Source organism: Paludisphaera mucosa, from assembly GCF_029589435.1.
GTDB classification, from domain to species: Bacteria; Planctomycetota; Planctomycetia; order Isosphaerales; family Isosphaeraceae; genus Paludisphaera; species Paludisphaera mucosa.
This window is the reverse complement of the sequence record NZ_JARRAG010000002.1, coordinates 2,169,287-2,186,714: the sequence shown is the minus strand read 5'-3', so window position 1 is coordinate 2,186,714 and position 17,428 is coordinate 2,169,287. Positions and strand designations below refer to the sequence as shown.

Annotated in this window: 20 protein-coding genes; 4 read left to right on the top strand and 16 right to left on the bottom strand. The window is 70.1% G+C overall.

Annotated elements, in window-relative coordinates; genetic code table 11:
* Positions 1–3: 3 nt before the first annotated feature.
* The 6 genes from PZE19_RS18100 to infC form a co-directional block, all read right to left on the bottom strand.
* Complete coding sequence (locus PZE19_RS18100) at positions 4–1,575, bottom strand: APC family permease (protein WP_277862035.1); 1,572 nt, start codon at positions 1,573–1,575, stop codon at positions 4–6.
* A gap of 11 nt (positions 1,576–1,586) precedes the next feature.
* The gene (locus PZE19_RS18095; RefSeq protein ID WP_277862034.1) at positions 1,587–1,823 is read right to left on the bottom strand and encodes a hypothetical protein; all 237 of its coding nucleotides are present in this window, start codon (positions 1,821–1,823) and stop codon (positions 1,587–1,589) included.
* Between the two features lie 70 nt (positions 1,824–1,893).
* Positions 1,894–2,901: a phenylalanine--tRNA ligase subunit alpha gene (pheS, locus tag PZE19_RS18090; protein WP_277862033.1), complete on the bottom strand. Its 1,008-nt coding sequence runs from the start codon at positions 2,899–2,901 to the stop codon at positions 1,894–1,896.
* Between the two features lie 16 nt (positions 2,902–2,917).
* The gene (gene rplT, locus PZE19_RS18085; RefSeq protein WP_277862032.1) at positions 2,918–3,322 is read right to left on the bottom strand and encodes a 50S ribosomal protein L20; all 405 of its coding nucleotides are present in this window, start codon (positions 3,320–3,322) and stop codon (positions 2,918–2,920) included.
* Positions 3,323–3,413: 91 nt separating this feature from the next.
* Positions 3,414–3,710 carry a 50S ribosomal protein L35 gene (gene rpmI, locus PZE19_RS33350; RefSeq protein ID WP_277862031.1) on the bottom strand — a complete coding sequence of 99 codons (297 nt, stop codon included), beginning with the start codon at positions 3,708–3,710 and terminating at the stop codon, positions 3,414–3,416.
* Between the two features lie 272 nt (positions 3,711–3,982).
* Positions 3,983–4,414 (bottom strand): translation initiation factor IF-3, encoded by a 432-nt coding sequence (gene infC, locus PZE19_RS18075; RefSeq protein ID WP_438269995.1) that lies wholly within the window; start codon positions 4,412–4,414, stop codon positions 3,983–3,985.
* Positions 4,415–4,929: 515 nt separating this feature from the next.
* Between infC and PZE19_RS18070 the strand changes: the two genes are divergently transcribed.
* Complete coding sequence (locus PZE19_RS18070) at positions 4,930–5,904, top strand: NAD-dependent epimerase/dehydratase family protein (protein ID WP_277862030.1); 975 nt, start codon at positions 4,930–4,932, stop codon at positions 5,902–5,904.
* Between the two features lie 28 nt (positions 5,905–5,932).
* Here PZE19_RS18070 and PZE19_RS18065 read toward each other — a convergent pair whose 3' ends face one another.
* The 3 genes from PZE19_RS18065 to PZE19_RS18055 form a co-directional block, all read right to left on the bottom strand.
* Complete coding sequence (locus PZE19_RS18065; protein ID WP_277862029.1) at positions 5,933–6,400, bottom strand: MOSC domain-containing protein; 468 nt, start codon at positions 6,398–6,400, stop codon at positions 5,933–5,935.
* A gap of 127 nt (positions 6,401–6,527) precedes the next feature.
* Entirely contained in the window at positions 6,528–7,643 is a 1,116-nt protein-coding gene (locus PZE19_RS18060; protein WP_277862028.1) for a peptidylprolyl isomerase, read from the bottom strand.
* Positions 7,644–7,812: 169 nt separating this feature from the next.
* The gene (locus PZE19_RS18055; RefSeq protein WP_277862027.1) at positions 7,813–8,043 is read right to left on the bottom strand and encodes a DUF2905 domain-containing protein; all 231 of its coding nucleotides are present in this window, start codon (positions 8,041–8,043) and stop codon (positions 7,813–7,815) included.
* Between the two features lie 112 nt (positions 8,044–8,155).
* Between PZE19_RS18055 and PZE19_RS18050 the strand changes: the two genes are divergently transcribed.
* On the top strand, positions 8,156–9,112 hold the full coding sequence (locus PZE19_RS18050) for a serine hydrolase (protein WP_277862026.1): 957 nt from the start codon (positions 8,156–8,158) through the stop codon (positions 9,110–9,112).
* A 15-nt stretch (positions 9,113–9,127) separates the two neighbouring features.
* Here the strand turns inward: PZE19_RS18050 and PZE19_RS18045 are convergent, their stop codons facing one another.
* The 5 genes from PZE19_RS18045 to PZE19_RS18025 all read right to left on the bottom strand — a co-directional run bounded on the left by PZE19_RS18045 (position 9,128) and on the right by PZE19_RS18025 (position 12,837).
* Complete coding sequence (locus tag PZE19_RS18045; protein ID WP_277862025.1) at positions 9,128–9,532, bottom strand: DUF1772 domain-containing protein; 405 nt, start codon at positions 9,530–9,532, stop codon at positions 9,128–9,130.
* Positions 9,533–9,572: 40 nt separating this feature from the next.
* Positions 9,573–10,559, bottom strand: a complete 987-nt coding sequence (locus PZE19_RS18040; protein WP_277862024.1) for a GNAT family N-acetyltransferase — start codon at positions 10,557–10,559, stop codon at positions 9,573–9,575.
* Positions 10,560–10,644: 85 nt separating this feature from the next.
* Positions 10,645–10,953, bottom strand: a complete 309-nt coding sequence (locus PZE19_RS18035) for a Rieske (2Fe-2S) protein (protein WP_277862023.1) — start codon at positions 10,951–10,953, stop codon at positions 10,645–10,647.
* A gap of 144 nt (positions 10,954–11,097) precedes the next feature.
* On the bottom strand, positions 11,098–11,976 hold the full coding sequence (locus tag PZE19_RS18030) for an RING finger protein (protein ID WP_277862022.1): 879 nt from the start codon (positions 11,974–11,976) through the stop codon (positions 11,098–11,100).
* A 117-nt stretch (positions 11,977–12,093) separates the two neighbouring features.
* Positions 12,094–12,837 carry a 4'-phosphopantetheinyl transferase family protein gene (locus PZE19_RS18025; RefSeq protein WP_277862021.1) on the bottom strand — a complete coding sequence of 248 codons (744 nt, stop codon included), beginning with the start codon at positions 12,835–12,837 and terminating at the stop codon, positions 12,094–12,096.
* Between the two features lie 159 nt (positions 12,838–12,996).
* Between PZE19_RS18025 and PZE19_RS18020 the strand changes: the two genes are divergently transcribed.
* Complete coding sequence (locus PZE19_RS18020) at positions 12,997–13,731, top strand: class I SAM-dependent methyltransferase (protein ID WP_277862020.1); 735 nt, start codon at positions 12,997–12,999, stop codon at positions 13,729–13,731.
* A gap of 18 nt (positions 13,732–13,749) precedes the next feature.
* Here the strand turns inward: PZE19_RS18020 and PZE19_RS18015 are convergent, their stop codons facing one another.
* A complete protein-coding gene (locus PZE19_RS18015) occupies positions 13,750–14,019 on the bottom strand; it encodes a hypothetical protein (protein ID WP_277862019.1) in 270 nt (89 codons plus the stop codon).
* A 316-nt stretch (positions 14,020–14,335) separates the two neighbouring features.
* Here PZE19_RS18015 and PZE19_RS18010 point away from each other — a divergent pair, with 316 nt between their 5' ends.
* Entirely contained in the window at positions 14,336–15,754 is a 1,419-nt protein-coding gene (locus tag PZE19_RS18010) for an APC family permease (RefSeq protein ID WP_277862018.1), read from the top strand.
* Here the strand turns inward: PZE19_RS18010 and PZE19_RS18005 are convergent, their stop codons facing one another.
* Positions 15,755–17,122 (bottom strand): BNR-4 repeat-containing protein, encoded by a 1,368-nt coding sequence (locus PZE19_RS18005; RefSeq protein WP_277862017.1) that lies wholly within the window; start codon positions 17,120–17,122, stop codon positions 15,755–15,757.
* Between the last annotated feature and the right edge of the window lie 306 nt (positions 17,123–17,428).

The window sequence follows — 17,428 nt, the reverse complement described above, 5'->3', positions numbered from 1 at the left end:
GGGCTATTCGCTCGCGGGCTCGGGGCTCGGCGTGGGCTTCGAGGACCTGGCCGTCGTGGCGTCGGGTCGGGCCCGGTCCCACCAATAGTAGACCGGCAACCCCGCCAGCACGATCAGGAAGCCGACGCCCGAGGTCATGGGCTTCAGGTACAGGAAGTCGACCACCAGCAGCGTCGCCAGGACGATGTAAACGGCCGGCGGCACGGGATACGCGAACGTCTTGTAGGGCCGGTTCAGGAACGGGGCCTTCCGCCGCAGCACGATCACCGCCGCCACCATCACGATGCAGAAGAGCAGGTCGACCGGGATGATGTACTCCAGCAGCTCGCTGTAGAGGTTCCCGTACTTCGGGACGCCGGTCTCCTTGTGGACCGTGACCGTCGCGGGGAGCGTCAGCAGGCAGGCCCAGATCCCCTGGGAGTAGAGCGCCACGGCCGGCGCGTGGTGGGCGTTGGTCTTCGCCGCGGCCTGGAAGAAGAGGCGGTCGCGGGCCATCGCGTAGAAGACCCGGGCGCCGGCCAGGATCAGGCCGTTCACGCAGCCGAACGTCGAGATCAGGATCGCCCCGGCCATCAGGTAGCGCCCGCTCGGGCCGACCGCCGCCTCCATCGCGGCCGTCCCCACGCGCTCCTGGGGGGCGTCCTGGATCGACGCCAGCGGGAGCGAGACGAGATAGGCGACGTTGGCCAGCAGGTAGAGGGAGATGACCACGGCCGTCCCCCAGAACATCGCCCGGGGGAGCGTCCGGCCCGGGTCGCGGGCCTCCTCGCTCACGAACGTGACGTTGTTCCAGGCCGACGACGAGAACAGGGGGCCGACCATCGCCAGGCCGAGCAACAGCAGCACGGCCCCGTAGCCGTCGAAGGGCAGGGCGGGCGCGTAGTGGGAGTTGGGGGTCCAGCCGTTGGCCCAGGGGTCCCACCACGAGGAGGTCCAGGCCGCGGCCTGCTCGCTCCGCCCCAGCAGGATTCCGGCCAGGATCAGGCCGATGAGCGCCGCGGTCTTGGCGAAGGTGAACGTGTTCTGGATGAGCGAGCCGAGCTTCAGGCCCCGCGTGTTGGCGACCGTCAGCGCGACGATCACGGCGACGGCGACGAGCTGCTGGGTGGAGACCCGCAGGGCGTAGCCGCCCAGCCCGACCGCCGGCAGGGCGTTCTCGGCCGAGATCGCCGGGACGAACACGCCCAGGAATTTCGCGAACGCCACGGCGACGGCCGCGATGGTCCCCGTCTGGACGACGAGGAACATCGACCAGCCGAACAGGAAGCCGACCAGCGGCCCGTAGGCCGTGCGGAGGAAGTAGTACTGGCCGCCCGCCTTGGGCATCATCGCGGCCAGTTCGGCGGCGGAGATCGCGCCGGCGACGGTCATCAGGCCGGCGAGCGCCCAGGCGGCCATGAGCCAGCCCGGCGCGCCGACCAGGCGGGAGGACTCGGCCGACGTGATGAACACGCCCGAGCCGATCATCGCCCCCATGACGAGCATGGCGGCGTCGAGGGCGCCGAGGTCCCGCACGAGGGCCGGCGCCCGGCGGGGCTTGGAGGGCTTCGCGGGGACGGCGTCCTCGGTCGTCATGGCGGGTGCGCTCAGCCTTCCCGCTTGCAGTATTCGCTGACGTCGGTGATCGCCTTGGTGAGCGACTGCCGCCGCCAATCGGTGAGCGCGGTGTCCATGGCCGCCGCCAGCCGGTTCCCCAGGAGCGCCGCGGCCTCCTTGGTGGACTGGCCCTCGGCGCGGACCTCGGGGAAGTCGTGATGGTGCACGCAGACGCCGTGCGCCGTCGCCCCCGCGGTCACGATCACGGTGTCCTTGACGTCGTTCATGAGAGAGGCCCCTTGCTCGTTCGTTCGGTGTGCGATGCGACGGGACTCGGGGGATCGGGGCGGTCGGGCCCTAGAACTGGTCGAGGAAGCGGACGTCGTTCTGGTAGAGAAGCCGGATGTCGTCGATGCCGTGACGCCGCATGCAGAGCCGTTCGATGCCCAGGCCGAACGCGAAGCCGGTCACCCGCTCGGGGTCGTAGCCGACGGCCTTGAAGACGTTCGGGTCGACCATCCCCGCCCCACCCATTTCAACCCATCGGCGGCCGCCGTGCCAGAGCATATCGACCTCGACGCTCGGTTCCGTGAACGGGAAGAACGAGGGCCGGAAGCGGATCTGCACGTCCTCGCCCAGGTAGCTCCTGGCGAAGAGGCGGAGGACCGTCTTGAGGTCGCCCATCGTCACCCCCTCGTCGACCATCAGGCCCTCGACCTGGTGGAACATGAACGAGTGGGTCGCGTCGACGGTGTCGGGCCGGTAGACCCGGCCGATGGCGATCACGCGGACCGGCGGCGGCTGCGACTCCATGACCCGGATCTGGATCGTGCTGGTCTGGCTCCGCAGCATCGTCCCTTCGGACAGGTAGAAGTTGTCCAGGGGGTCGCGGGCCGGGTGCACCGGGGGGATGTTGAGGGCGTCGAAGTTGTGGCGGACGTCCTCGACCTCAGGGCCGCGGGCGACGGCGAAGCCGAACCGGCCGAAGATGTCGATCAGCTCGTCGGCGGTCTGCGCCAGCGGGTGGCGATGCCCCAGCCGGGGGGCCGTGCCGGGCAGGGTGACGTCGATCGCGTCGTCGGCGACGGCGCGGCGCTCGACGCGCGAGCGGGCGGCGTCGAGCGCGGCCTCGAGGGCCTGCTTGACGCCGTTGAACCGCTGGCCGTAGGCCTTCTTGGCCTCGTTCGGGAGCGTCTTGAGCCGCTCCTGCGCCGACTTCAGCCGGCCCTGCTTCTGGCCGAGGTATTCGACGCGCGCGGCCTCGACGTCGTCCGGCGACCCGGCCGAGGCGAAGGCGCGTACCGCCCGGTCCTGAAGCTCGTCCAGCTCCAGGAGGGCGGGTTCCAGCGATCCGGTGGGGGTCATCGCGGCTCGATCCGGCTCAGGCGGTCTTGACCTTCGGCTTCTGACGGGCCTTCAGCTCGGCGTCGACCCGGTCCAGTTCGACGCGGGCCTTGGCGACGATGGCGTCGAAGGTCTCGGAGTCGAAGATGGCGATCTCGGAGAGGCTCTTGCGGTCGAGGCCGATCTTGGCCAGCTTCAGGCCGTGGATCAGGCGGCTGTACTTGAGCCCGCGCATCTCGGCGGCGGCGCTCAGCCGGACGATCCAGAGGCGGCGGAAGTCGCGCTTCTTGGCCCGGCGGTCCCGGAACGAGAACATGCCGGCGCGGAGGAGGGTCTCCTTGGCCGACTTCAGCAGCCGCCCGCGGCCGCCGACGAATCCCTTGACGGCCTTGAAGAGCCGGTTCTTGGCCTGACGGCGGGCCGCGCCTTTTCTTGCACGCATGATTCAAAATCTCGCTGGGGGCGCGACGGCGACCGGCGCCCGTAGAGCTAAAGGACTCGGAAATCCGCTCGGGAGCGGTCGGCTTCGGTGGTCACTCGGCGACGGGGGCGGCCGCTTCGGCCTCGAGGGCCTTCTCTTCGGCGAGCGCCGCGAGCTTGGCGGCCTCGACGGCCAGGGGGTTGGTCGACATCCGGACCCGGAGGGCGTTGCGGACGCGGCGCGACTCGGCCGAGACCCCCAGGTAGCACTTCTTGCGAAGCCGGCGGATCTTCTTGCCGCTCTTGTGGCTGTTCAAGTGCGACGACCCGCACCGCTTGTGCGACACCTTGCCGGTGGCCGACACCTTGAACCGCTTCTTCATCCCCTTGTGGGTCTTCATCTTGGGCATTGCACTACCGTCCTGTTCCAGTCCAGTATGATTCGGCCGCGGGCCGGTCGCCGCCGGGGGCGCCTCGCCGTCGCGGAGTCGGGCCGGCCCGCGTCGAGATGCATCGACGCGGGACCGACATGGGGTCTCGGCCCACCCGGGGGGACGCCGATCGGGGGCCGAAAGCGGGCAAGCGGCCCATCGTAGCAAACGGGCCCCGCCCTCGTCCAGCCGGGCCCGCCCCGCCTGCGCACGAAATCAACGCCGGTCGGGCGGGGGGCGGAGGTCCGGGGTTACGCCCGAGGGGCCAGGATGGCGGTCATCCTACGGCCTTCCATCGACGGCGTCTTCTCCAGCTTCCCCACCTCTTCGAGGGCCTGCAGGACCTCGTCCATCACGCGACGGCCCTCATCGATGTGCGCCAGCTCGCGGCCCCGGAAGAGCACGTTGACGAGCACCTTGTCCTTGGCTTCCAGGAACTCGCGGGCGCGCTTGACCTTGACCTCGATGTCGTGGTCGCCGGTCTTGGGGCGGACGCGGATTTCCTTGATCTGGACCTGGTGCTGCTTCTGCTTCGTCAGGCGCTTCTTCTGGGTGTACTTGAACTTGCCGTAGTCGATGATCTTGCACACCGGCGGCCGCTCGTTGGGGGCCACCTCGACCAGGTCCATCCCCGATTCGCGTGCGGCCTCGAGCGCCTTGTTGGTCGGCATGACGCCGAGCATGCCGCCTTCGGCGTTGATGACCCGCACGGGGGAGATGCGGATCTGCTCGTTGACCCTGAGTCCTCTCTCGATCGGTCCGATGACGTCCTCCTCGGGGACGGATGACAGGTATCGCCTCGTGGCGAGAGGGGCGGACGCGGGCCCGCTCGGTCGAGCGGCTCGCCGTCGCCCCCGAACGACCCCGGATCCGGCCCCCGCGGCCGTCCAACGGGTCGTCACAAGGCAAACTAAACGATTACGTCGCCGCCGTCCACCTGTCAAGGTCGCCGGCGGGAGTTGTTCGCCGAATTTTTGCGACCGGGACCGACGTCCCGACCGGGTCGTCCGCCTCGCCCTTACGGCTCGGGAAGCGCGAATTCGGCCGTCGATCGCGCCTCGGAGGCTTGCGAGCCGGCCCCCGGGGACGGATAACAAGGTCGACCGCGCCCGCGTCGGCGGGTCGAGAATCAGGAAGTCCGGGGATATCGGCCCGCCGCGGGCCCTCGCCGGATCGTCGCCGAAACAGGAGAGAGCCGGTGAGGGTGTTGATGACCGGGGGTTACGGCTGCATCGGTTCCTGGGCCGTCAAACGGCTGATCAAGGCCGGCCACGAAGTGTCGATCTTCGACCTCGTCGAGGATACGCACCGGATCGACCTCATCCTGAGCCCCGAGGCCCGGACGGCCGTCCGGTTCCTGGCCGGCGACGTGTCCGACCCCGCGGCGGTCCGCAAGGCGGTCGAGGAGACCGGCGCGACGCACATCCTCCACCTGGCCGGCCTGCAAGCCCCGACCTGCCGCGCCAACCCGATCAAGGGGGCGCTGGTCAACGTGATCGGCACCCTGGCCGTGTTCGAGGCGGCGGCCGACCTCCGCGAGCAGGTCGCGCGGGTCGTGTACGCCAGCTCGGCCGCGGTCCACGGCCCGCCCGAAGAGGGTTCCAAGGGCCCCCTGGCCGATCGCATCCGCCTGGCCCCGCTGACGCACTACGGCGCGTACAAGGTGTGCAACGAGCTGAACGCGCGGGTCTACTGGCTGGACCGGGGCGTCGTGAGCGTCGGCCTGCGGCCCTGGACGGTCTACGGGGTGGGCCGCGATTTCGGCATGACGAGCGAGCCGACCAAGGCGATCAAGTCGGTCGCCGTGGGCCGGCCCTACCAGATCAGCTACGGCGGCTATCAGGACCTGCAGTACGTCGGCGACGTCGCCGGCACGTTCGTGCGGGCGCTCGAGGCCCCGTTCGAGGGGGCCGAGTCGTTCAACCTGCGGGGGGCCGTCGAGCCGATCGAGGCGTTCGTCGAGACCCTTGTGCAGGTCGTCCCGGCCGCCGGCCCGCTCGTCGGCCACGGCGACCGGCAGCTCCCCATCGCGCCCAGCCTGGACGACTCCCGGCTCCAGGCCGCGCTCGGACCGATCCCCCGCACGTCCCTGCGGCAGGGCATCGCCGAGACCTACGAGCGGTTCGCCGCCCTCCATCGCGAGGGACGGCTCGACCTCTCCGACCTGGGCTGAGCCCCCGGCCGCCGCGCGGCGGACGGGCTCAATCTTCGGGGGTGAGGAGGTCGCCGAGCCTGACGACGCCCCCTTCGATCACGCTGGCGCCGATCCCGCACGCACGTCCCAGGAGGCGGTAGATTTCGGGCCTCCCGGACGATCTCACGATGTGCTGGCAGGGAGGCCAGACCTTCCTCGCGAGGAGGATCGCGCGGTCGCCGACGCGGAAGCGACGGCCGACGAGCGAGTGCAGGTCGACGCCGGCCGTGACGAGGTTTCGGCGCAGGTCGACCGGGTCGAGGATCGCCCCATGCTCGGCGGCGACGGCGTCGAACGGCTCGCGCCGGATCAGCGTGACGTGGGCGTCCCACTCGGCGACGCCGCTGTAGAAGCCCCGGCCCGTCGCGTAGCGATCGCCGGCGATGCCGAGGCCGGGCAGGAGTTCGACGGCCTCGTGCGACTCCATGGGAGTCCCGCAGGCCCTGGAGGTGAGGATCAATTCGATCCGGCCCATGGAAGCCTACCGATCGTGCCCCGCGGGATGGGGAGAGGACGGGCCCGGGCCTGTTGGGAAGGAAGTCGAGAGGAGGGGAGCCCGCCCCCCCTGTCCGAGGGGGCGGGCCGGCTTCGTCACGTCGAGGTCACTTGGCCTTCGGCGCGGCCTTCTGGGCCGGGGTCGCGGCCTTCTGGGCCGGGGTCGCGGCCGGCGCGGGGGCCGTGGCGGGGGCCTGGGCGGGCAGGTTGGGGAAGAGGTCCTTGGGGAGCGGCTTGACGTCGATCTTGGCCGCCTTGCGGGCCTCCATCAGCAGGTTCTTCTGCAGCTCGGCGGCGTAGGCCGAGGTGATGTAGGGCTTGTTCTGCTCGAAGTCGGGCAGCTTGCCTTCCTGACGGTCGGTGACCTGGATGAGGTGGTAGCCGTAGGGGGTCTCGACGGGCTCGGAGATCGACCCCTTCTTGAGCTTGAAGGCGACGTCGGTGAACTCGGGGATGAACCCGCTGTTCAGGTTGAAGAAGTCCAGGTCGCCGCCGGCGCCGCCCTCGTTGGCGGGGTCCTGCGAGTACTTGTTGGCGGCCTGGGCGAAGGTCATCTTGCCGTCGTCGATCAGCTTCTTGACCGCGACCAACTGCTGCTTGACCTTGGCCTTGTCGGCCTCCGAGGCGCTGGCCTCGGTCTTCAGCAGGATGTGGCTGGCCCGGACCTTGGTGCCGCTGAACAGGTCCTTGTGCTCGGCGAGGAACTTCTTCAGCTCGGCGTCGGTCGCCTTGGCCTTCACGTACTCGATCCAGCGCAGGCGGTCCTCGATCTCCTTCTTGATCTCGTCGAGCGAGAAGCCGTTCTCCAGCAGCGAGGTGGCCAGGTCCTTGCCCTCGGCCTTGAGGCCCTGTTCGAGCTTGCCGATCTCCTCCTGCACCTGCTCGGGCTTGATGACGATCCGCTGGCGGTTGAGGAACTGGGTGACCAGCTTCGTGTTGACCAGGGTGTCGACGGCGTCGCGGTAGACCTGCTCGCGGTCCTCGGTGGGCGGGATCGGATACCGCGTGATGATGTTGAAGACCTCGCCCTTCGTCACCTTCTCGGTCGCCCCGTTGTAGGCGACCGACGCGACCTCCTCGGCGGGATTGGCGATCGGCAGCGGGGCCGGGGCGGCGGCCTTGCCCTGGGCGGGGGCGCCCTGGGCGGCGGCCCGGCCGGCGGCGAGGTTCCATCCGAGGGCCGCCGCGGCGACGACGAGGCTGGCAAGGACTATCCTGCGCATCAAGGGATCTCCCTCTCGAATCCATGGCGACGGACCGGCCGACGTTCGCGGCCGCGATCCGGTCGGGCCTCCTCCTCGGCCGTTCCATCACGCGCAACGACGAGTCGGCCGATTTTTTGGATTATAACGATTTCCTCAAGTTCCGCCGCGCGAATCGAGCCAGAAACCCTCAGGGCCGCCCGAACCAGCGAAACAGCCCGACCATTGCCGACAGGACGACCGAGACCACGATCATCGACGTGATCGGCGCGAAGACGCTCACCCCGGGCCGCTCGACCCGGATGTCGCCAGGCAATCGCCCGAACCATGAGAGCGCCCCCGACCAGACGACCAGCCCCAGCGCCACCAGGCCGAGGCCGACGAGCAGGATGATCGGACCGAGCGACGTGTTCGAGGGCATGGACAAGCTCCGAGCGCCGGGGTTGCGTGGGCGTCAGCCGTGTTCGATGATGGCGAGTCCGATGAGGAAACGCCAAGTGGTCGCATGGCGACCGGACCCAGGGAGTCGATCGGTGTCCCAGACGTCATGGAAAGCGGGCCTCGCCGCCTTGCTGTTTGCGACGGCCGCGGTCCCGACCGTTCGCGGCGACGACCCGCAGCCCCCGAAGAGCCTCGACCAGATGATGGAGGCGATCGGCCCCGGCGTCCGCGTGGGGATCGTCGTCACCGGTCCACAGAAAGCCGAAGGCGAGGCGACGGCCATCAGGAAGAACGCGGAGGCGGCCCTGCCGACCGCCAGCTCGATCAAGACGGCGATCATGATCGAGCTGTTCGCGAAGTTCCCGAAGGCGCTCGACGTCCCGCCGCCGGGCCTGGACGCGATCCTGAAGGACGACCACCCGGCCGTCGCCCACTTCGAGCCGGGCCCGCGCCGCGAGATCCGGGCCGGCCTGGCCGGCGCGAGCGTGCGACGGATCGGCCGCGTGATGCTGGGCTCGGAGGCCGCCTCCAACCACGTCTACAACGCGGCCTCCAACGTGGCGATCGCCCTCCTCGGCGGCCCGGACGAGACGACCCGCCTGATCCACGCCCGCGACCCGGCCTTCGCCCCGATCATGGTGCGGCGGTACATGCTGACCGACCGCAAGGCCCGGGGCGACAACGAGTCCAGCGCCGAGGCCCTCGCCGCCGTCCTCGGCCGGCTCGCCGCGCGCGAGGTCCCGGGCCTCGACGCCGCCGCCGTCGAGGCCTGCCGGATGGTTGTCTCGGTCTCCGACGACCCGGCCCGGGGCCGCCGCCGATTCAAGGACGGCGCGCTCGACTCGACGCCCATCACGCGCGTCGCCACCGGCTGGTACGAACGGCCCGACGGCCCGCCCCTCGTCTACGTCGTGATGCTCGCCCAGGACGACCCCGGCCCCACCCCCGTCGCCGAGGCCGCCGCGAAACTCGAAGCCGCCGCCACGCGACTCGCCGAGGCCGCCGTCGATCCCCTGCTGGCGAAGGACCGGGCCGCGCCTTCCCGGTGAACGACGCGGCTCGGCTCACGCCCCGATCTGGAGCAGGAAGGCCAGCGTCCAGGCGACCGTCCGGATCCAGTTCGTCGCGACGAGTCGCCGGATCACGTCGGCGTCGTGGCCGTCGGCCTGGAGTGCGTCGTGGGCCGGGACGGCGAGGAAGGCCGTGGCGAGCCAGGCGACGGCCACCGCGGCGGCGGCGAGTCCCAGCCGCGGGCTCGGGCGGTCGTGCAGGAGCCAGCCCAGGAGGGCGACCTGGGAGAGCATCAGCGGCCCCACGATCCAGGTGATCGCGCGGGTGTAGCGGGCGTGCCAGGAGACGAGCCGCTCGGGGGCGATCGGGTCGAAGCCCGGATAGACGACGAGCTGCACGATCCAGATCAGGACCACCAGCCCGAACGAGACCAGCCTGCTCGCCTCGGCGATCGACATCGAACGTCCTCTCCGCCGGTTCGTGACAACCGGCCGGCGGTCAGGGCCGCGAGCGGTCGGGGAAGGGGGCGGGGAGGCGGAAGAGGGTGGACTGCTCGACGGGCTCGAATTCGAGGGCCTCGTACAGGGCGAGCGCCGGCTCGTTCTCGGTCAGCGTCTGGACCTCGACCGTCTGGAATCCGCGCTCGCGGGCGTCGCGGAGCACCTCGCCCAGCAGGTACCGGGCGTAGCCCTTGCGACGATGCTCGGGCTCGACCTCGACGCCGAAGACGCCCAGCCGGGCCCGGCCCTCCTCGCGGCCGAACCAGCTCATGTCCCAGGTCCAGGCGCGGGCGACGACCGCCTCGTCGCCGCGAGACCGAAGCTCGGCCCGCATGGGGTGGAAGGCGCCCAGGGCCGCGTTCTCCCACCAGGTCGACGGCAGGGGGTCCTCCTCGAACGCGACGTCGAACTGGCGGCGCAGGACGGCCGCGCGGGGGTCGCGGGGGTCGGGACGGCCGAGGTCGAAGTGCAGGTGGACCGCCGTGCTGATGGGCTCGTAGCCCAGCGTCGAGAGGGTCGCCGAGAACTGGGAATGGCTCGACGGCACGCCCGACGCCTCGCTGCCGGCGTAGAGCCCCCAGTAGAAGGGGTTCAGGGGGAGCCGCCCGCCGCCGTAGAGCACCTTGGCGCCCTTGCGGCGCAGGTAACGTTCGGCCTCGACGATCAGCCCCTCGGTGATCTCGGGCCGGTCGTCCGCCGGCCCGACGGCCAGCATCGCGATGACGCCCATCTCGGTATCGAGCTGGAAGGGCCGGTCGGGGGCGGCCTCGTCGGGGCCGAAACCGGCGTGGGCGAAACCGACCGGGCGGCCGTCGCGCTCGGCGACGATCAGGCCCTCGCGGTCGAAGATCACCGGGTTGAAGGCGTGGTCGTCCAGCTCGTGGACGCGGAGCGGGCGGGCCGACGCCGACTCGGGGACCGCGAGGTTCCAGAGCTGCACCAGGGCGGGGGGATCGGAGTTGCGAAAAGGTCGAAAGTGGATCACCGGCCGTCGTCGCGAGGGTCCAGAGCGTCGGGGAATCGGGCCCGTCGCGGCGCTGAGCGCGAGGGCCCGAGAGTTCGCGCGGAGGTCAAGGGACGAGCACCAGGACGTCGTCGCCTTCGACCTTGACCTCGAAGACGGAGAGCTTGATCTTGGGCCCCAGCGGCGTCTTGCCGGTCTGGACGTCGAACTCCCAACCATGCCACGGGCAGGCCACCATGCACCCCTCCAGCGGCCCGTCCACCAGCGGCCCCCCCTGATGCGGGCAGATGCCGTCGACCGCGGAGATCCGGCCGTCGACGTTGAACAGGGCGTAGACGCGGCCCTCGTATTCGACCTCCTTGGCGGCTCCCGCGGGGAGTTCCCCGCAGACGGCCATCTTCACGAACTTCGGCATGCGAGCGGGCCCTTCGGAAACTCGACGATCGATCGCGGCGGCTTCCCCGTCCCGTCGTCGTCGAAGCACGAGCGCGCGACGTCGGGTCGGGTCGAGGCGACTAGGAATATGTACGCGGAATGAGGTCGTTCGGTCTGGGATCTTTCACGGACGCGGCGGCGGCGAGGCGGACGACCGCAGCGCGGGCGCCGCGGGCGGACGTCCGATCTTACCGCCGCAGCCGTAGATGGAACACCAGCCGACGAATTCCCAGCAGTCGCGATGGTGGGGCGCCCCGCACTTGGCGCAGACGACGACCGGGACGCCGTCGGCGACGAGCTCGCCGCAGACCTTGCAGACGGGCGGGCCCTCGGCCTCGTCGGCCCGGCCGTCCCCCTCGATCAGGGTGACGCCCTCGCTGATCCGGCGGCGCACGCCCTCGCGGAGCATGCGGTAGATCGTCAGGGTCTCCGCGACGGCCGCGAACAGGGCGTCGTCGTCCTCGCTCAGGTTGCGGTCGATCTGGACGAGCATGCGTTCGGGGCTGATCGCCAGCGACAGCCCCCCGGGCGGCGCCAGCCGCTGGAGGCCCTGGAGCGACCGGCGCGACTGGGGGCCCAGAAAGTCGCGGGCCATGTCCGGGTCGTTGGCCCGCACGGCGAAGGCCCCGTCGAATTCGCGGTCGCCCAGCCGGACGGGCTGCGTCCCCTTCGCGGCCATCCGGATCAGCGGGGAATCGAACGCCGCCAGGTCGAGCCGGAAGGGGATGCCGTTCCGGAAGCGGACGACCACGCGGGTGCTGATCACCCCCGCCCTGCGGGCCGACGCCGGGGCGAGGCCGACCCGGACCACGTCTTCCCCCTGCGGGAAGCTGACGATCGGGGAATCGGAGAGGCCGCGAGTCTCGTAACGGCCCCCGAACCGCGACGCCAGGCGGCGGAAGGCGCGGTAGCGCGAGCCCGACGCCCAGGCGATCGCCCGGGCCAGGAACCGGATCACCCCGTACGCCACCAGGACGCTCAACGCGAAGCCGAACAAGCTCATGCGCAGCGCTCGCCACCGTCGGCTCGAAGAAGGGAAGATCGCCGAGTCGAGGCCCCCATCTTAGAGCCGGCGACCCCGGGCGGGCAACGCGACAATCCCCGAAACTCGAAACCGCCGTCAGCCCCCCGCGACCGCCAGGGCGGCGACGTATCCCGGCCGCGGCGAGGCCTCCCAGAGCCTCCAGCCCTTGACCTCGGCCAGCGGCGAACAGGGCCGGAAGGCCTCGCCGGGCGTCGCGGGGCCGAACAGGGTCTCGAACTCGGTCGCCAGCCCGGCGAGTCCCACGCCCTGGGCCTTCACGACGGCCTCCTTCCGGGTCCAGCCGCGGATGAAGGCCGCCGCGCGGTCCTCCTCGGCGAACCTCAGGAATTCGGCGACCTCCGAGGCCGTGAAGTACGATTCCACGATCCGCCCGGCCTGCTCGATCGGCCGCGTCTCCTCGACGTCGACCCCCAGCTCGCGCGACCGCGACACCGCGATCAGCGCCAGCTCCCCGGAATGGCTGACGTTGAATTGCAGCGGAGGGCCCGCCTCGTCGTCGGGCCGCAGCACGGGCTTGCCGCCCGGGCCGGCCCGGAACGCCACCAGGACCGGAGGCCGGCCGAGCAGGGCGCCCAAAATCGTCCGCAGCGCGCCGCGGCAGCGCACGAAGCGGCGGCCGTCGCGGGCCCGCACGAGCCTCTCGGCCCGCCCCCGCTCCTCGGGCGTCAGCAGCGTCCATTCCGCCATCTCGCGGAAGGCGTCGCCCTCGGGACCGGCCGACAGGTCGACGCGGTAGACGTGCACGTCCCCCTCGTCGGGCGGTCGGCCCAGCGCGGCGAGATCCAGAATCAGGGGACGCGGCGCGGGCTCGTTCGGCATGGGTCGATCGACGAGGTCGTGAGGGACGGCCGGCCTCCCGCGGGCGAAGCGGCGACGGCCGGGCGCGTCGGGTCACCCCTTGTATCAGATCTAGCGCGTGGTATTCAGTGGAAGTCGAGCCGGAGGACGGTCGAGCCGACTTCAACCGCGAGGATGCGCATGGACTGGAACCGAGGAAAGATCAGCGTCGCGGCCGCGGCGACGGCCGCGCTGGTGGGCCTGGCGGCGCAGGGGCAGGAGGCCTCCAAGGGGAAGGTCGACCCCAAGATCAACGAGCCGTTCCAGAAGAAGGGGAACGTGAAGGGCTTCATCGAGCGGTTCGAGTCGCACGACCGCGAGGTGTTCAACCAGCGCGACGCCATCGTCGCCGCCCTCCGACTCAAGCCCGGGATGGCCGTGGCCGACGTCGGAGCCGGGTCGGGACTCTTCACCCGTCTGATGGCCGAGAAGGTGGGGACGAACGGCCGGGTCTACGCCGTCGACGTCTCCCGTGACTTCCTCAAGCACATCGACGAGACGTCGGCCAGGAAGGGCCTGAAGCAGGTCAAAACCGTCCTGGGGGCGCAGGACACGACGAACCTGGAGGCCGACTCCGTCGACCTGGCGTTCCTGAGCGACGTCTACCACCACTTCGAGGACCACGAGAAGATGCTGGCGTCGATCCGCCGGGCGCTCCGCCCCGGCGGGACGCTCATCCTCGTCGAGTTCGACCGCGTTCAGGGCAAGAGCGCCGAGTTCGTGCTCAAGCACGTCCGCGCGGGCCAGGCCGAGTTCCTCAAGGAGATCGAGGCCGCCGGCTTCAAGCTCGACCCGGACGGGCCGAAACCCGCCCTCGAGGAGAATTTCTTCGCGCGCTTCACCAAACCCGTCGAGCCGCCAGCCGCCCGGCCGTGACCGAATCGGCCGGGCCGCTCAAGAGGCCCGGTCGGGATCGGCGAAGCCGCCGGCGTGACGGAGCTGGTTCCAGACCTCGACGAAGGCCTGGGTCTCGGCGTCGCGCCAGGCCAGGCCGCCGTCTTCCAGCTCGTTCGACCGCCGTCCCCAGCGCTCGCGGGCGTCGAGCGACCAGGCCGCGACGACGCTGCGGTACGCCAGCGGGTGGAAGACCGGCGGCGGCGGCCGGCGGTCGGGCTTCTCGATCGCGGGGGCGGGCGCCGGCTTGCGGGGCCGGCGATATCGCACGCCCGAAACCCCCTCCGCGGGGCCCGCCGGAGTTGCTACAGTGAGGCCCGTTTCGGCCGTCATGTCCAGTCGACGCTGCACGCCCCGACGTCGGGAAGGGCTGGACGGTCGCTGCAACGCACCGAGTTCGCTCATCGAACGTCTCCTAGTTGGTGCCGCGGTTCGTCGTTCATGACGCCGATGGCGTGTCCCTCGCCACCCCGATTCTACGCCATCCCCACCATAGGGTTCAAGTGTTCACTGGGCCGCTTTGGGCTCCTGTAATAAGAATACATCCGGGTGGGCGAACTTTTACGTGAAGAGTACGGGAATCTCGATGTCTCCACCCGACCCGCCCGCCGGCCGCGACGATCTTGCCGATTTTGACGACGTCGCACCCAAGATGCCCGCCGAGTTCGGCCTCTGGATGGCGGTTTTCGTCGTCGTGGCGAGCATGGTCGGGACGGGGGTGCTGACGACCTCGGGCTTCACGATGGCCCTCGTGGGGAGCAACCAGCTCATGCTGGCCCTGTGGGTCCTCGGGGCCCTGATCGCGATCTGCGGGGCGCTGACCCTCGCCGAGCTGTCGGCGGCCCTGCCGAAGACGGGCGGCGACTATGTCTTCCTGTTCGAAGCCTACGGCCCGCTGGCGGCGTTCATGTCCGGCTGGGTCTCGTTCCTGATGGGGTTCTCGGGCCCGAGCGCCTCGGCGGCCTACGGGGCGGCCAAGTACGTCCTGGCCCCGTTGCGGCTCACCGGCCAGAACGCGATGCTCGCCGAGCGCGGGCTGGCGACGCTGGCGATCCTGCTCTTCGCCGCGATCCACGTCTCCGGGAGGCGGCGGACCTCGCTCGTCCAGGGCTGGATCACAGGGCTGAAGGTGGCCGTGCTGGTGGTCCTCATCGTCGGCGGCCTGGCCGTCGGCTGGCCCAACTACGCGAACCTCCAGGATCGCAAGCCGATCGACCTCGACCTCGCCAAGACGATGCTCTTCTCGCTCGTCTTCATCTATTACGCGTACACCGGGTGGAACGGGGCCTCGTACCTGGCGGGCGAGATCCGCGACCCCCAGCGCGTGCTGCCGAGGGCGATCCTGATCGGCACGGCGATCGTCACCGTCCTCTACCTCGCGGTGAACGTCGTGTACGGCCTGGCCCTGTCGGCGAAGGACGTGCAGGCGATCGTCTCCGACCCCGCCAACAAGGACGGCCTCGGCGCCGTCGCCCCCATCGCCGAGCTTGCGGCGCGACGGCTCTTCGGCTCGAAGTGGTCGGACCCGCTGAGCGTGGCGATCGGGCTGATGATGCTCTCGTCGCTGAGCGTCTACATGCTGCTCGGCCCGCGCGTCATCTACGCGATGGCGAAGGCCGGCCAGTTCCCGAAGGCCGCCGCCAAATTGCTCCCCGGAGTGGAGACGCCGGGCGTGGCGACCCTCTTCCAGATCGTCGCGACGCTCACGCTCCTGTGGTCGGGTTCGTTCGAGAACCTGTTCATCTACGCCAGCGTCGGGCTCTCGATGTTCTCGCTGCTGGCGATGAGTTCGATCTTCGTCCTGAGGGTCAAGCAGCCCGACCTGCCGCGGCCCTTCCGCACGCCGGGATATCCGGTGACGCCGGCCGTCTACCTCGCGCTGACGGGCATGCTGCTCGTCGCGGCCTTCGTCAGCTCGCCGGTGGTCTCGTCGGTCTCGCTGGCCAGCCTGCTCGTCGGGGTGCCGATCTACTACCTGACGCAGCCGGGCCGCAAGCCCGCCTGATCACTCGACGACCTCGGGGACGTGGACGTCGGCCGTCATCGCGACCGGCAGCCGGCGGACCGCCGTCCCGAGGCGATCGGTGAAATAAAGGCTCGATTCGGACTTCGCGCGGGCGTCGCCGTCGGCCCAGATCGCGTAGAAGTCCGGGTGCGCCGCGATGGGGCGGCGGGCGTAGGTGTGGTTGCGGGCCCTGTCAGATGTGAGCTGCTTGACGCGGGTCCACGACGCCCCCTGATCGGCGCTCGTCCACATCACCATGTCGCCGCCCGTCCCGAACGGCTGCGCGCCGGGCTCCGTCGGGGCGATGACGCGCCAGAGGCCGTCGGCCTCGATGTACAGCGAGCCGTGGTCGTAATTGTGGTCGGACATCGTGAACGGTCGGTCGACCCAGGCCTGGCCGTCCCAGCGCGACGTGCGCCACTCGTGCGGTCCCTGCTCGGGCCCGGGCATGTGGCCGCGGCTCGTGAGGTAGAGGACGACCGGGCGGACCTCGGCGTCGAAGTTCAGGTCCTTCAAGTAGACGAGCTTCCCCTCCGACCGGTAGTCGTGAATCAAGGCCGGGTTGTCCGGCTCGACGAGCGGCAGCGCGACGGTGCGGCCGTCGGCCCGCTTCCAGGTCGCGCCGAAGTCGTCGGTGGCGAGGAAATACAGGTTCGTCCGGGCGTCGAGGCCGAGAGGGCTGGGATGGAATTCGAAGACGGTGGCGACGGTCTGCCCGCGCGCCCCGGTCACCTGGTAGTCTCCCTGGTCGATGTGGGCCAGGGGAGAGGGTTCGGGCCAGGTGCGGCCGTCGGGACTCGCGGCGAACCGGAGCCCGCGGCCGGCCTTGTATTTCGTATGCAGGAACAGGAATCCGCGGCCGGGGACAAACCGGGGATGACCGTACGAGAAGTTGGTCTCGGCGACCTTCTCGAACGCGTCGATCGACCGGGGCGCGACGCTGCGGTGAATGAAGGACGGCCGCGCCGTGCCGTGGGCGTTGGAGAAGACCCAGAGGAAGCCCTCGTCGTCGATCGCCAGACAGGGGTTGTCGTGGGCGTCGTTGGTCTTCTTGTCCAGCAGGATCGCCGGCCTGGGGACGGTCCCCGTGGCGTGGTCGTAATACGAGACCATGTGCAGGATCGACTTCCGCGCCGGGTCGGCCCCGCCGTAGACGAAGAACGTGCGGTTCGAAGGCGCGTCGTAGACGGCGATCGGCGACTGCTGCTGCGGGTACGTCGCCAGACCGCCGCTGTACTTGTAGCGATACGCGTTCTTCGTCGCGCCGATCGAGTACCAGCAGCCCACGTAGCCGCCGGCGCGGGGGAGGGCGTCAGGTCCGTCGGCCGCGAGCAAGGCGGTCAGCAGCAGGATCGGCAGGGGGCTCATGCGTCGTTCCCGGAAGTCGGGAGGCCGGAGAATTGGGACGCCGTCCGTTCCAATGGTCGATCCTGGCCCATCCTTATTTTATGAGGACGTACGCGCGTCCTCGGTCGAGTCGCCCTTAGGCCTGCGTCGCCGAGTCGAAAAAGAGAAAAAAAATAAGGCCAACGAAGCCGATCCCCGGAGCCCGAAAAAGATGGCTAAATCGATTCCAGGATTCCGGTTACGTCGATCGGATTCCTTGGTCGTTCGCCGCGAGCGGACCCAATAGGGAACCCAACTTCGGACGAGGGCGAGGACGTCGTCCGCCCT

Coding starts and splice junctions, on each gene's coding strand:
- PZE19_RS18100 (WP_277862035.1), bottom strand. CDS start 1,575: ATGACGACCGAGGACGCCGTCCCCGCGAAGCCCTCCAAGCCCCGCCGG.
- PZE19_RS18095 (WP_277862034.1), bottom strand. CDS start 1,823: ATGAACGACGTCAAGGACACCGTGATCGTGACCGCGGGGGCGACGGCG.
- pheS (WP_277862033.1), bottom strand. CDS start 2,901: ATGACCCCCACCGGATCGCTGGAACCCGCCCTCCTGGAGCTGGACGAG.
- rplT (WP_277862032.1), bottom strand. CDS start 3,322: ATGCGTGCAAGAAAAGGCGCGGCCCGCCGTCAGGCCAAGAACCGGCTC.
- rpmI (WP_277862031.1), bottom strand. CDS start 3,710: ATGCCCAAGATGAAGACCCACAAGGGGATGAAGAAGCGGTTCAAGGTG.
- infC (WP_438269995.1), bottom strand. CDS start 4,414: ATGCTCGGCGTCATGCCGACCAACAAGGCGCTCGAGGCCGCACGCGAA.
- PZE19_RS18065 (WP_277862029.1), bottom strand. CDS start 6,400: ATGGGCCGGATCGAATTGATCCTCACCTCCAGGGCCTGCGGGACTCCC.
- PZE19_RS18060 (WP_277862028.1), bottom strand. CDS start 7,643: ATGCGCAGGATAGTCCTTGCCAGCCTCGTCGTCGCCGCGGCGGCCCTC.
- PZE19_RS18055 (WP_277862027.1), bottom strand. CDS start 8,043: ATGCCCTCGAACACGTCGCTCGGTCCGATCATCCTGCTCGTCGGCCTC.
- PZE19_RS18045 (WP_277862025.1), bottom strand. CDS start 9,532: ATGTCGATCGCCGAGGCGAGCAGGCTGGTCTCGTTCGGGCTGGTGGTC.
- PZE19_RS18035 (WP_277862023.1), bottom strand. CDS start 10,953: ATGCCGAAGTTCGTGAAGATGGCCGTCTGCGGGGAACTCCCCGCGGGA.
- PZE19_RS18030 (WP_277862022.1), bottom strand. CDS start 11,976: ATGAGCTTGTTCGGCTTCGCGTTGAGCGTCCTGGTGGCGTACGGGGTG.
- PZE19_RS18025 (WP_277862021.1), bottom strand. CDS start 12,837: ATGCCGAACGAGCCCGCGCCGCGTCCCCTGATTCTGGATCTCGCCGCG.
- PZE19_RS18020 (WP_277862020.1), top strand. CDS start 12,997: ATGGACTGGAACCGAGGAAAGATCAGCGTCGCGGCCGCGGCGACGGCC.
- PZE19_RS18010 (WP_277862018.1), top strand. CDS start 14,336: ATGTCTCCACCCGACCCGCCCGCCGGCCGCGACGATCTTGCCGATTTT.
- PZE19_RS18005 (WP_277862017.1), bottom strand. CDS start 17,122: ATGAGCCCCCTGCCGATCCTGCTGCTGACCGCCTTGCTCGCGGCCGAC.